This window comes from Burkholderia sp. AU33423 (assembly GCF_002223135.1).
GTDB classification, from domain to species: Bacteria; Pseudomonadota; Gammaproteobacteria; order Burkholderiales; family Burkholderiaceae; genus Burkholderia; species Burkholderia lata_D.
Genome location: NZ_NKFH01000004.1, coordinates 1,936,838 through 1,949,486 on the forward strand (window position 1 = coordinate 1,936,838; position 12,649 = coordinate 1,949,486).

The 12,649-nt window shown below is 69.2% G+C and carries 10 protein-coding genes; 5 read left to right on the top strand and 5 right to left on the bottom strand.

What is annotated here, in order from left to right:
• Nucleotides 1–14: 14 nt before the first annotated feature.
• From CFB50_RS11750 to CFB50_RS11765, 4 genes are all read right to left on the bottom strand, one after another.
• Nucleotides 15–2,498 carry a DNA internalization-related competence protein ComEC/Rec2 gene (locus tag CFB50_RS11750; RefSeq protein ID WP_089445934.1) on the bottom strand — a complete coding sequence of 828 codons (2,484 nt, stop codon included), beginning with the start codon at nt 2,496–2,498 and terminating at the stop codon, nt 15–17.
• A gap of 57 nt (nt 2,499–2,555) precedes the next feature.
• On the bottom strand, nt 2,556–3,344 hold the full coding sequence (locus CFB50_RS11755; RefSeq protein WP_089445935.1) for a TatD family hydrolase: 789 nt from the start codon (nt 3,342–3,344) through the stop codon (nt 2,556–2,558).
• 67 nt (nt 3,345–3,411) lie between these two features.
• On the bottom strand, nt 3,412–4,170 hold the full coding sequence (gene lolD, locus CFB50_RS11760) for a lipoprotein-releasing ABC transporter ATP-binding protein LolD (protein WP_373452949.1): 759 nt from the start codon (nt 4,168–4,170) through the stop codon (nt 3,412–3,414).
• Complete coding sequence (locus CFB50_RS11765; protein ID WP_043190315.1) at nt 4,163–5,416, bottom strand: lipoprotein-releasing ABC transporter permease subunit; 1,254 nt, start codon at nt 5,414–5,416, stop codon at nt 4,163–4,165. Before CFB50_RS11765 ends, lolD begins: the two co-directional genes overlap by 8 nt.
• A 162-nt stretch (nt 5,417–5,578) precedes the next feature.
• On the opposite strand from CFB50_RS11765, the gene CFB50_RS11770 reads away from it, so the two are divergent.
• The 5 genes from CFB50_RS11770 to CFB50_RS11790 all read left to right on the top strand — a co-directional run bounded on the left by CFB50_RS11770 (nt 5,579) and on the right by CFB50_RS11790 (nt 12,300).
• Nucleotides 5,579–6,643: a regulator gene (locus tag CFB50_RS11770; protein ID WP_089446094.1), complete on the top strand. Its 1,065-nt coding sequence runs from the start codon at nt 5,579–5,581 to the stop codon at nt 6,641–6,643.
• 15 nt (nt 6,644–6,658) lie between these two features.
• Complete coding sequence (gene recJ, locus CFB50_RS11775) at nt 6,659–8,356, top strand: single-stranded-DNA-specific exonuclease RecJ (protein ID WP_089445937.1); 1,698 nt, start codon at nt 6,659–6,661, stop codon at nt 8,354–8,356.
• Between the two features lie 152 nt (nt 8,357–8,508).
• Nucleotides 8,509–9,613, top strand: a protein-coding gene (gene prfB, locus CFB50_RS11780; RefSeq protein WP_144020649.1) for a peptide chain release factor 2 whose coding sequence is annotated in 2 segments (ribosomal slippage) — nt 8,509–8,589 and nt 8,591–9,613 — 1,104 coding nt in all. Because the reading frame shifts where the segments join, the coding sequence is not laid out codon by codon here.
• 81 nt (nt 9,614–9,694) lie between these two features.
• Nucleotides 9,695–11,221 carry a lysine--tRNA ligase gene (gene lysS / locus CFB50_RS11785; protein WP_043190322.1) on the top strand — a complete coding sequence of 509 codons (1,527 nt, stop codon included), beginning with the start codon at nt 9,695–9,697 and terminating at the stop codon, nt 11,219–11,221.
• A 347-nt stretch (nt 11,222–11,568) separates the two neighbouring features.
• Nucleotides 11,569–12,300 carry a glycine zipper 2TM domain-containing protein gene (locus tag CFB50_RS11790; RefSeq protein WP_089445938.1) on the top strand — a complete coding sequence of 244 codons (732 nt, stop codon included), beginning with the start codon at nt 11,569–11,571 and terminating at the stop codon, nt 12,298–12,300.
• A 128-nt stretch (nt 12,301–12,428) separates the two neighbouring features.
• Here CFB50_RS11790 and iscX read toward each other — a convergent pair whose 3' ends face one another.
• A complete protein-coding gene (gene iscX / locus CFB50_RS11795) occupies nt 12,429–12,638 on the bottom strand; it encodes a Fe-S cluster assembly protein IscX (RefSeq protein WP_011352557.1) in 210 nt (69 codons plus the stop codon).
• Nucleotides 12,639–12,649 lie beyond the last annotated feature (11 nt).

Here is a 12,649-nt window from a genome sequence, read left to right on the forward strand (position 1 = left end):
GGCTTTCGCCGCGCTCACCGATCCATCCAGTACCGTCGCCAAACGTCGCGATGACGCTCGAAGGCAAACCCGCCGTCGGCCGGCGCGACGTCGAACCGCACGGCGCCGTCGCGATCGGTGCGCGGCAGCGGGATCCCGCGCGCCTCGTAACGGGCGAGAACCGTCCGGTGCGGATGTCCGAAACGATTGCGATAGCCTACAGGAAATACCGCGACGCGCGGCCCGACCGAATCGAGGAAAGGCTCGACCGACGACGTGCGGCTGCCGTGGTGCGGCACGACCAGGATCTGCGCGGCCAGCGCGTCGCGCGCGGCGGCCACGAGCTCGCGTTCTGCGCGCGCCTCGATGTCGCCCGTCAGCAGCGCGGACGTATTGCCCGCATCGATGCGCAGCACGCACGACTGCCCGTTCGAGGTACCCGCACCCGGGCCGCCCTGCGGCCACAGCATCGTGAACGCGACGCCGTCCCAGGTCCAGCGCTGCCCGGCCACGCACGGCAGCCGGTCGGCAACGCCGGCGGCCGCGGCGTCGCGCCACAGCCGGCTGTTCGGCGCAATGCCGGCCAGCAGTTGGCGCACGTCGGCAGCCGCATAGACGGCCGGCGCGCCGCCCGCGTGATCGGCATCCGCGTGACTGAGCACGAGCGAATCGATCGCCGCGATGCCGCGTGCACGCAACGCCGGCGCAACGATCCGCGCGCCGGCGTGGGTCGACTCCGCGCCCGGCCCCGCATCGAACAGCAAGGTGCGCCGCGCGGTCTCCACCAGCACCGACGCGCCCTGCCCGACGTCGAGCACGGTCAGCCGGAAGCCGCCCGGCGGGGGCGCATCAGATGCCGGCGCGACGAGCGGCAGCCACGTGAGCGGGGCCGCCCAGCGTAACGGCCAGCCGCGCGGCATCAGCGCCCATGCGACGCCCACGCAGGCCAGCACCAGCACCGGCCAGTCGGGCATGCGCAGCCAGAACACGCCGGCCGGCCAGTCGGCGAGGTATCCGAGCAGCGTCATCATCGGTTCGAGCGCCGCATGCGCAAGCCGGAACGCATACGCATCGAGCGGCGCGGGCAGCGCGATGCCGGCCAGCACGATCGGCGTCACGACCGAGCTAACCCACGGAATCGCGAACGCATTACCGAACGGGCCCGACAGCGATATCTGCGCGAACCATGCGGCAGTGAGCGGCGCGAGACCGATCGTCACCGCGTACTGCACGCGCGTGGCCTCGGCGATACGGCGCCCGGCGCGTGCACTCCACGCGCGCAACCGGCTCGACAGGCCGGCCGTGCCGTCGCCCTCCTCGCCTTCGGCACCGGCCTCACGCGCGGCACGCCAGCCGGCCACGACCAGCAAGATCACCGCGACCGCCCCGAACGACAGCCAGAATCCGGCCGACAGCACGGCCCACGGGTCGGCAAGCAGCACGCCGCCGAGCGACGCGCACAGCACGGCGGACGTCGGCACGCGGCGCCCGGCCAGATACGCGACGCCGCCGGCCGCGATCATCCACCATGCGCGCTGCGCCGGCACGTTGAAGCCGGCGAGTGCCGCATAGCCGCCCGCGGCTGCCAGTGCGGCGAGCGCGGCCGAGTAAGGTGCCGGCAACACGAGCGGCGCGGCCCGCGCGCGCCAGCGCAGGCGGCGCCAGACTATCGATACGAGCCCGCCCGCGATCGCGCCGACGAGCCCGACATGCAGGCCGGAAATCGCGACGAGGTGGCTCGTGCCCGTGTTGCGCAGCACGCGCCAGTCGTCGTCGCCGATGCCCGACTGGTCGCCGATCGCGAGCGCGGCGACGATGCCGCGGTGGCCCGCGTCGCTGCCGAGCGACTCGCCGATACGCGCGCGCAGCGCGTCGCGCAGCCGATCGATCGACGCACGCCATCCCGATGCGCGTTCATCGAGTAATTCCGCCCGCCGGGGCGCGCTGACATAGCCGATCGCGCGAATGCCCGCGGCCAGCCATGCCGCCTCGCTGTCGCGCACGCCGGGATTGGCCTCGGCATGCGGGCGCTTCAGGCGTACGAAGAAACGCCAGCGCTGCGCGGCGCGCAGGTCGGGAAGTGGATCGCGTGTCACCGATGCGCCATAAGCGCGCCACGACAGCCGGATCAACGGCGGGAAACGGCTCAGCCCCGCATCGTTCGACTCGACCGCGAACAGCAGCCGCGCGCCTGTCTCGTCGACCACGGGCAGCCCGCGGATCACCCCGGTGACGACGATGTCGCGCCCTTCCCACTCGACGGGCAGGCTGTCGCGCAGCCGCCATTCGGCCCGCGCGGCTGCATAGCCGAACCCGACGACGCAGGCCACGAGCGCGCACAGCATCCATCCGAATGCGACGGTCGTCCGCGTACGCTGGCGACGCATGCCCCATACGCTCAACACCGCGCAGCCCGCGAGCACTGCCGCACCGATCGTCCATGCGAGCGCCCCCGGCAACGCCGCCTGCCGCTGCAGTACGACCACGCCAAGCGCGAACGCGATCCACCACACGCGCATCGCCCCTCCTCGTCGACCCGGCGCCACCATCGAGCATGCGGCGCCTCAGGGCAACGATTATGCGGACGAAAGTGCGAGTCGCGGCAGCGCGGCGAGCGCGTTAGCCGAAGTGCATAGGGACACCGCGCCGGCGTCGATCCCGCGCAGTTCGGCGAGCACGTCGCCGATGCGCGGCACCTGGTCGGGCGTGTTGCGGGATTTGTACGCCCATTCGGGCGCGATGTCGGGTGCGTCCGTCTCGACGACGATCGCCTCGAGCGGCAACTGTGCCGCGAGCCGGCGGATCTGCAGCGCGCGCGTGAAGGTCACGTTGCCGCCGAAGCCGAGATGCAGCCCGTGCGCGAGATACGCTTCGGCCTGCTGGAAACTGCCGTTGAACGCATGCGCGATGCCGCGCCGCACGCCGAAACGGCGCAGCCCGGCGAGCACGCGATCCTGCGACTTGCGCACGTGGCACAGCACGGGCAGGTCGAATTCGCGCGCGAGCTTGAGCTGCCCCTGGTAGAAGAACTGCTGCCGGTCTTCGTCGAGCCCCGGCACGAAATAGTCGAGCCCGATCTCGCCGATCGCGACGAAGCGCGGATCGTCGAGGCTCGCCTCGATCTCCATGCGCAGCAGGTCGAGATCCTCGTCGCGTGCGCGTGGCGTATACATCGGATGGATGCCGAGCGCGTAAACCGCGCCCGGCGTGCGTTGCGCGAGTTCGCGCACCGTCGTGAAGTTGTCGCGCCCGACGCTCGGGATCACGATGCGCGACACGCCGGCCGCGCGCGCCGCGTGCGCGACCGCGTCGCGGTCGGCGTCGAACTCGGCGGCATCGAGATGGCAGTGCGTGTCGATCCACATGGCGGCAGTCCTGCGCGCTGGCGCCGCACCGGGACCACCCCGGCAGCAGGCCAAGCGCGTTCGCTTCTTACACCGGCAGCGCCGGCTCCTCGTGCAGCACGCCGTCGCGCAGCCGCATGATGCGGTCGCAGCGCGCGGCGAGATCGGGATCGTGCGTGACGATCACGAAGCTCGTTTCGAGCGTCTCTGACAATTCGAGCATCAGGTTGAATACCATATCGGCCGTCGTGCCGTCGAGGTTGCCGGTCGGCTCGTCGGCGAGCACGCACGCGGGCTTCGTGACCAGCGCACGCGCGATCGCGACACGCTGCCGCTCGCCGCCCGACAGCTCGCCCGGGCGGTGCTTCGCACGCGGGCCGAGACCGACGCGTTCGAGCATCGCCTGTGCCTGCTCGCGCGCGTCCTCGGTCGTCATCCGGCGGATGCGCAGCGGCATCGCGACGTTGTCGAGCGCGGTGAACTCGGGCAGCAGGTGGTGGAACTGGTAGACGAAGCCGAGCGCGCGGTTGCGCAGTTCGTTGCGCTCGCGCTCGGCGAGCTGCGTGAACGGCTTGCCGAGCAGCGACACCTCGCCCGCGCTCGGCTCGTCGAGCCCGCCCAGCACGTGCAGCAGCGTGCTCTTGCCGGAACCCGACGCGCCGACGACCGCGAGCTTCTCGCCGCGCCGCACCGTCAGCTCGGTGTTGTTGAGCACCTGCACGTTGAAGCCGCCCTGCACGAACGCCTTCGTGATCCCGCGCGCCTGAAGCACGTATTCCTGCATACCTGCCGAATCCTGTTTGTTGTGTTGTCGTGAATCCGCGAATGCGGTCGCGCGATCATTCATAGCGAAGCGCCTCCGCCGGCTTCACCTTCGCGCCGCGCCAGCTCGGATAGAGCGTCGCGACCGCCGACAGCGCGAACGCGATCAGCCCGATCCGGATCACGTCGCTCGCGACGAGTTCGGACGGCAGCTCGCTGATGAAGTACACGGACGGCGGCAGGAACTGCACGCCGAACAGGTGCTCGATCATCGGGATCAGCCACGGGATGCTCCACGCGATCAGGCAGCCGAGCGCGACGCCCGACGCCGTGCCGACGAAGCCGATCGTCACGCCCTGCACGACGAAGATCTTCATGATCGACCCCGGCTGCGCGCCGAGCGTGCGCAGGATCGCGATGTCGGCCTGCTTGTTGGTCACCGTCATCACGAGCGACGACACGAGGTTGAACGCCGCCACCGCGATGATCAGCGTGAGGATGATGAACATCATCCGCTTCTCGATCTGCACGGCCGAGAACCACGTCTTGTTCTGCTGGGTCCAGTCGCGGATGTACAGGCTGCCCGACAGCGTATGCGACAGCTCGACCGCCACGTCCGGCGCCTTCTGCATGTCCTTCAGCCGCAGCCGCACGCCGGTCGGCGCGGCCATCCGGAACAGCGCCTCGGCGTCGCGGATGTTGATCATCGCGAGCGTGCTGTCGTATTCGTAGTGCCCGGACTCGAACACGCCGACGACCGTGAACTGCTTCAGCCGCGGCATCATGCCGGCCGGCGTGATCGACCCTTCCGGCGCGACCAGCGTGACCTTGTCGCCGACCGTCACGCCGAGGTTGCCCGCGAGCGCATCGCCGAGCACGATACCGAACTGGCCCGGCACCAGCGCGCCGAGCTGGCCCGCCTTCATGTCCTTGCCGATGTCCGACACCTGCGGCTCGAGCGTCGGCTCGACGCCGCGCAGCATCACGCCGCTCACCGCGTCCTGGCGGGTAAGCAGCGCCTGCGCGTCGACGTACGGCGCCGCGCCGATCACCGACGGATTGCGGCGCGCTTCCTGCGCGGTTAGTTGCCAGTCGGGCATCGAGCCGGTCGGCGAGAACACCTCGACGTGCGCGAGCACCGACAGCATGCGGTCGCGCACTTCCTTCTGGAAGCCGTTCATCACCGACAGCACGACGATCAGCGCCGCGACGCCGAGCGCGATCCCGAGCATCGACACGAGTGCGATGAAGGAAATGAAGCCGTTACCGGTCGTGCGTTTGCCGGCGCGCGTGTAGCGCCAGCCGATCTGCCATTCGTACGGAAGTTTCAAGCGAATCCTTTCTGCTGGTTACGGCGGGGAGGCGCCCCGCGGCCGGACCGCCGCCCGGTGGCGGCCACCGGCCCGGGCACGGTCGAAAAACGGCCGCCGGACGCGAACGGGCCGTCAGCCGGCCCGATCACGCGCGCAGTTTGCCATACAATGCGCACCATCATGCACGACCGACGCCTCCATTTTCTCGTTCCGTTCGCGCTGCCGTCGGCGGCCGATGCGGCCTCGTCCCTGCACACGCTGGACAGCCCCGCGCTCGAAAAGTTGCTCTCCCGCGCCAGCCTCGTCGAGCGCGTGGCCGGCGAGGACTTCCAGCGCACGCTGCCGCACGAGCGCTGGCTGGCCCGCCAGTTCGGCGCAACCCAGGGCAACGCCGCGGACGAGGCGCCGCTCGCGCCCTACATGCTGCTGGCCGACGGCGGCGATCCCGGCGCGCACGCGTGGGCTTGCGTCGAGCCCGTCCACGTCGAAATCGCGCACGATCACCTGGTACTCGTCGATCCGGCGGCCCTCGCACTCGACGAAGGCGACGCCGCCGCGCTGCTCGCGGTCGCGCGGCCGCTGATCGAGGAGCTCGGCGTCCGGCTCGAGGCGCCGAACCCGTCACGCTGGTACCTGTCGAGCGAGCAGCTCGCCCGCCTCGCCGGCGCCGCGCCGCTGCGCGCGAGCGGCCGCAACATCGAGATCTGGCTGCCGCACGAAGCCCATACGGGCGAGCGCTCGCGGATGTGGATGAAGCTGCAGAACGAAGTGCAGATGGCGTGGTTCCAGCATCCGGTCAACGAGGCCCGCGAGGCGCGTGGCCTGCCGGCCGTCAATTCGATCTGGTTCCATGCGCAGGGCACGCTGAAGCCGGTGGGCAAGCCGTTCGCGCGCGTGCTGTCCGCGTCGCCTGCGGCGCTCGGCCTCGCGCGCGCCGCGCAAGCCGACGCCGGCGCGCCGCCGGCCGCGTTCGGCGCGCTGGCCGCCGCCGATGGCGCGACGCTCGTCGAACTGCCGGCGCTGACCACCCCGTTCATCGAGCAGGACTGGGCGCGCTGGCACGACGGGCTCGCCGCGCTCGAGCGCGACTGGTTCGCGCCGACCCTTGCCGCGCTGCAGAACGGCGAGCTCGCGAGCGTCGATTTCACGCTGTGCGGCGATACGAGTTCCGTGACGCTGCACGCGACGCGTGGCGACCTGCGCAAGTTCTGGCGCCGCCGCGCGCTGGCCTCCCTGTTCGAATAACAAAGCAGACCCCGTATGACCCGGATCGTTACCCGCCCCGTCGCGCCCGCCGACGCCGAAGTGCTCGCGCGCCACGGCCTGCATCCCGTCCTTGCGCGCCTGTACGCGTCGCGCGGCGTGCAGTCCCCCGCCGACATCGAGACCGCGCTGGCGCGACTCGTTCCGCCCACCGAGCTGAAAGGCTGCGCCGACGCGGCGTCGCTGCTCGCCGACGCGATCGCCGACAAGCGGCGCCTGCTCGTCGTCGCCGACTACGACTGCGACGGTGCGACCGCGTGCGCGGTCGCGGTGCGCGGCCTGCGGATGTTCGGCGCGCAGATCGACTACCTGGTGCCGAACCGTTTCGAATACGGCTACGGCCTCACGCCCGAGATCGTCGAACTCGCCGCCGCGCGCAAGCCCGACCTGCTGATCACCGTCGACAACGGCATCGCGAGCGTCACGGGCGTCGAAGCCGCGAACGCGCGCGGCATCGACGTGCTCGTGACCGACCACCACCTGCCCGGCGACGCGCTGCCCGCCGCGCGCGCGATCGTCAACCCGAACCAGCCCGGCTGCGCGTTCCCGAGCAAGCACCTCGCCGGCGTCGGCGTGATGTTCTACGTGCTGCTCGCGCTGCGCGCCGAGCTGCGCCGCCGCGGCGCGTTCGCGAGCAAGGAAGCCGAGCCGCGGCTCGACGGCCTGCTCGACCTCGTCGCGCTCGGCACCGTCGCCGACGTCGTACGGCTCGACGGCAACAACCGCGTGCTCGTCGCCCAGGGACTCCAGCGCATCCGCAACGGCCGCATGCAGCCGGGCATCGCCGCGCTGTTCCGCGCCGCCGCCCGCGAAGCGCGCACGGCATCGGGCTTCGACCTCGGCTTCGGCCTCGGCCCGCGCCTGAACGCCGCCGGACGGCTGTCCGACATGTCGCTCGGCATCGAGTGCCTGATCACCGACGACATCGGCCGCGCATGGGATCTCGCGCAGCAGCTCGACGTGATGAACCGCGAACGCCGCGAGATCGAGGCCGGCATGCAGCAGCAGGCGCTCGCCGATCTCGCCGACGTCGACCCGGCCGACGCGTGCACGATCACCCTCTTCAACCCCGAGTGGCATCAGGGCGTGATCGGCATCGTCGCCGGCCGGCTCAAGGAAAAATTCCACCGCCCGTCGTTCACGTTCGCGCACGCGGACGACGAAGGCAAGCGGGTCAAGGGGTCGGGCCGCTCGATTCCCGGCTTCCACCTGCGCGACGCGCTCGACCTCGTGTCGAAACGCGAACCGGACCTGATCGTCGCGTTCGGCGGCCACGCGATGGCGGCCGGCCTCACGCTCGACACCGAGAACGTGCCGCGCTTCGCGGCCGCGTTCGAAGCCGTCGCGCGCGAATGGCTGTCCGACGACGCGCTCGCGCGTGTGATCGAGACCGACGGCGAACTCGAGGATGCGTACTTCACGCCGCAGTTCGTCGGGCTGCTCGACGAGGCCGTCTGGGGCCAAGGTTTTCCGGCCCCGCTTTTCTCGGGCGAATTCGACGTCGTGTCGCAGTCGCTCGTGAAGGAAAAGCACCTGAAGCTGCAACTGGCGCGCGGCCGGCAGCGCTTCAACGCGATCTGGTTCAACCACACGGAGCCGCTGCCGGAGAGCGCACTGGTCGCCTACCGCCTCGTCGCCGACACGTGGAACGGCGTCACGCGCGTCCAGCTGATCGTCGAACACGCGGCCGGCTGAGCGGCCGACCGTCCCGCGATGCGCCGTCGCACGCGTGCGCGCCGCGCCGGACGGGGCCGTCGACACACGTGCTGGCACCGTTTGCGTCACCGGGCAACCCTGCCGATCGGCTATAATTCCGCTTTTTTACGAAGCCGGAACAGCGAACGATCATGGAAGCGGAACGTCTCAACGCGATCGAAAGCTCCCTGCTCGACCTGCGCAATCGCGCGGGCGAGCTTCGGGGGTATCTTTGACTACGACGCCAAAGCTGCGCGTCTGACCGAAGTCAACAAGGAACTCGAAGACCCGAACGTCTGGAACGATTCGAAGAACGCCCAGGCGCTCGGCCGCGAGAAGAAGCTGCTCGAAGGCGTCGTCATGACGCTCACCGCGCTCGATAGCGACCTGCGCGATGCGCTCGACCTGTTCGAGCTGGCCCGCGAGGAAGGCGACGAGGATACGCTTCTCGCGTCGGAAGAAGACGCCGCGAAGCTCGAGGCTCGCGTGGGCGACATCGAGTTCCGCCGGATGTTCTCGAACCCGGCCGACCCGAACAACTGCTTCATCGACATCCAGGCCGGCGCCGGCGGCACCGAGGCGTGCGACTGGGCATCGATGCTGCTGCGCCAGTACCTGCGCTACTGCGAACGCAAGGGCTTCAAGGCCGAAGTGCTCGAAGAGTCCGATGGCGACGTCGCCGGCATCAAGAACGCGACGGTCAAGGTCTCGGGCGAATACGCATACGGCTTCCTGCGCACCGAAACGGGCATTCACCGCCTCGTGCGCAAGTCGCCGTTCGACTCGTCGGGCGGCCGCCACACGTCGTTCTCGTCGGTGTTCGTCTACCCGGAAATCGACGACTCGATCGAAGTCGAGATCAACCCGGCCGACCTGCGCATCGACACGTACCGCGCATCCGGCGCGGGCGGTCAGCACATCAACAAGACCGACTCCGCGGTGCGGATCACGCACATGCCGACCGGTATCGTCGTGCAGTGCCAGAACGACCGCTCGCAGCACCGCAACCGCGCCGAAGCGATGGCGATGCTGAAATCGCGCCTGTACGAAGTTGAAATGCGCAAGCGCCAGGCCGAACAGGACAAGCTCGAATCGAGCAAGACCGATGTGGGCTGGGGCCACCAGATCCGTTCGTACGTGCTCGACCAGAGCCGCGTGAAGGACCTGCGCACGAACGTCGAAATGAGCAACACGCGAGCCGTCCTCGACGGCGACCTCGACGACTTCATCAGCGCGAGCCTCAAACAGGGCGTGTAAGCGCCGCGGCGCGACCCTGCCGGGTCGCGCCCCCTTGCCCTTCCCGTTTGCGTTGCCGCACCACTCCGAATTCCGACCATCATGACCGAACCGACCCAAACGCAGCCCGCCGTCACCGCGGACGAAAACCAGATCATCGCCGAGCGCCGCGAGAAGCTGCGCGCGTTGCGCGAGCAAGGCGTCGCCTACCCGAACGATTTCCGGCCCGAGCACCACGCAGCCGACCTGCAGGCCAAATTCGCCGATTCGGACAAGGCCGCGCTTGAAGCGAACCCGGTCGAGGTGTCGGTCGCCGGCCGCATGATGCTCAAGCGCGTGATGGGCAAGGCAAGCTTCGCGACGGTGCAGGACGGTTCGGGCCAGATCCAGTTCTTCGTGACGCCGAACGACGTCGGCGCGGAAACCTACGACGCATTCAAGAAGTGGGACCTCGGCGATATCGTCGCCGCGCGCGGCGTGCTGTTCCGCACCAACAAGGGCGAGCTGTCGGTCCAGTGCAAGGAACTGCGCCTGCTGTCGAAGGCGCTGCGCCCGCTGCCGGACAAGTTCCACGGCCTGTCGGACCAGGAAATGCGCTACCGCCAGCGCTACGTCGACCTGATCGTCACGCCGGAAACGCGCGACACGTTCCGCGCCCGCACCAAGACGATCGCGTCGATCCGCAAGTTCATGGACAACGCCGAGTTCATGGAAGTCGAGACGCCGATGCTGCACCCGATTCCGGGCGGCGCGGCCGCGAAGCCGTTCGTCACGCATCACAACGCGCTCGACATGCAGATGTTCCTGCGCATCGCGCCGGAGCTGTACCTGAAGCGCCTGATCGTCGGCGGCTTCGAACGCGTGTTCGAAATCAACCGTAACTTCCGGAACGAAGGCGTGTCGCCACGTCACAATCCGGAATTCACGATGATGGAGTTCTACGCCGCGTACACCGACTACCGCTGGCTGATGGACTTCACCGAGCAACTGATCCGCCAGGCGGCGATCGATGCGCTCGGCACCGCGACGATCCAGTACCAGGGCCGCGAACTCGACCTCGCGAAGCCGTTCCACCGCCTGACGATCACGCAGGCGATCCAGAAGTACGCGCCGGACTACACCGACGGCCAGCTCTCGGACGACGCGTTCCTGCGCACCGAACTGAAGCGCTTCGGCGTCGACGTATCGCAGCCGGCGTTCCTGAACGCAGGCATCGGCGCGCTGCAGCTCGCGCTGTTCGAGGAAACGGCCGAAGCGCAGCTGTGGGAGCCGACCTTCATCATCGACTACCCGGTCGAGGTGTCGCCGCTCGCACGCGCATCGGATACGGTGCCGGGCATCACCGAGCGTTTCGAGCTGTTCATGACCGGCCGCGAAATCGCGAACGGCTTCTCCGAGCTGAACGATCCGGAAGACCAGGCTGCGCGCTTCAAGAAACAGGTCGAGCAGAAGGATGCAGGCGACGAGGAAGCGATGTTCTTCGACGCCGACTACATCCGCGCGCTCGAATACGGGATGCCTCCGACCGGCGGCTGCGGGATCGGCATCGACCGTCTCGTGATGCTGCTGACCGACAGCCCGACGATCCGCGACGTGCTGCTGTTCCCGCACCTGCGCCGCGAAGACTGATCGCTGCACCGACGTGTGCGCCGCACCCTGCGGCGCGCACGCGTCAGCTTTGTAACGACGCGTAAATCCCGCCAGCCGGCGTCCGCCGGCTTTCGATCCTCCCCCGTTTTATCCCCTCGTCGCGACGGCCTTTTCCGGGTTTTCCCTGTCATGGCTGCCGGCGCTCCGCTGCAATTCGTTACACCTTGATACGGCGCGCCGCTGGGCCGTGGACGACACTCCTGTTGCGTCACCACGCATGACCACGGGACCAGAACGAGGCGCCGGAACGCCGAGTCTGCTCGCTCCCGAGCGTGGGATCCTGCTCCGGCGCAAAGCGCCGATCCGGATCGACATTGGAGAACAAAATGGACAACCAGAATCAGACCACGCCGCAAAAGCAACGCCTCCACCCGCTGATCGCCACCGCGGCCGGCGCCGTCATCGTCGCCAGCCTCGCGGCGACGGCAGCGATCACGGGCGTCTTCCCGAAAGCCACCAGCAGCAACGAACAGAACGGCCAGACCCAGGCCGCGCTGATCGCGTCGCAGCCGGCGGTCGATACGGCAGCTGCCGCCAGCGCCGCGCTGGCCGCGCAGGCCCGGCAGCAGGCGGCCGAACAGGCCGCCGCACAGCAGAAGGCCGCCGCCGTCGCGCAGGCCGAGCCGAAGCCCGCGCCGCGTCCGGCCGCACCGCATCGCCGTCACACGACCGCCCCGCAGCCGCCGCAATACGCGCAGCAGCCGTCGGCGCCTGCGCAGACGTACTGCCAGAGCTGCGGTACGGTCGTCGCGATCACGCAGACGCGCACGCCGGGCCAGAGCTCGGGGATCGGCGCCGTGGGTGGCGCAGCGGCCGGCGGCTTGCTCGGCAACCAGTTCGGCAACGGCAACGGCCGCACGGCGATGACGATCATCGGCGCACTGGGCGGCGGTCTCGCCGGCAACCAGGTCGAGAAGCAGGTGCGCGCGGAAACCGACTACCAGGTGCAAGTGCAGATGGAAAGCGGCGCGACGCGCACGTTCACGTACCACAACCCGCCGCCGTTCGGCCAGGGCCAGCGCGTGCGGATCCAGAACGGCACGCTGGTCGGCGCGTGATCGCGTGACGCCCCTGCCCGCGTCACGCGCGCGGGCAAGCGTCCTGAAAACGAAAACGGCTCGTGAGCGATTGCTCACGAGCCGTTTTCCATTGCCGGCCATCTGCGCCGTTGGGGCGCCTGCCAGGTTCAGTCCTCGTCGTCGAAGTCCGATTCGTCGATCCAGTGGGCCTGAATCGCTTCGAGGATCTTCTCGCCGGAGTGCGTCGGATCGTCGTTGAAGCCGTCGAGCTCCAGCACCCACTGGCGCAGGTCGACGAAGTTGATCCGCTGCGGGTCGATGTCCGGGTGCTTGTCCGCCAGCGCAATGGCTATTTCACGCGAATCGGTCCATTTCATCGCCTGCCTCC

Bases quoted from the DNA above. Each gene is read 5' to 3' on its own strand.
- CFB50_RS11755 (WP_089445935.1), bottom strand. From the start codon at position 3,344: ATGTGGATCGACACGCACTGCCATCTCGATGCCGCCGAGTTCGACGCC.
- recJ (WP_089445937.1), top strand. From the start codon at position 6,659: ATGACCCGGATCGTTACCCGCCCCGTCGCGCCCGCCGACGCCGAAGTG.
- CFB50_RS11750 (WP_089445934.1), bottom strand. From the start codon at position 2,498: ATGCGCGTGTGGTGGATCGCGTTCGCGCTTGGCGTGGTCGTACTGCAG.
- CFB50_RS11790 (WP_089445938.1), top strand. From the start codon at position 11,569: ATGGACAACCAGAATCAGACCACGCCGCAAAAGCAACGCCTCCACCCG.
- CFB50_RS11770 (WP_089446094.1), top strand. From the start codon at position 5,579: ATGCACGACCGACGCCTCCATTTTCTCGTTCCGTTCGCGCTGCCGTCG.
- lolD (WP_373452949.1), bottom strand. From the start codon at position 4,170: ATGAATGATCGCGCGACCGCATTCGCGGATTCACGACAACACAACAAA.
- lysS (WP_043190322.1), top strand. From the start codon at position 9,695: ATGACCGAACCGACCCAAACGCAGCCCGCCGTCACCGCGGACGAAAAC.
- iscX (WP_011352557.1), bottom strand. From the start codon at position 12,638: ATGAAATGGACCGATTCGCGTGAAATAGCCATTGCGCTGGCGGACAAG.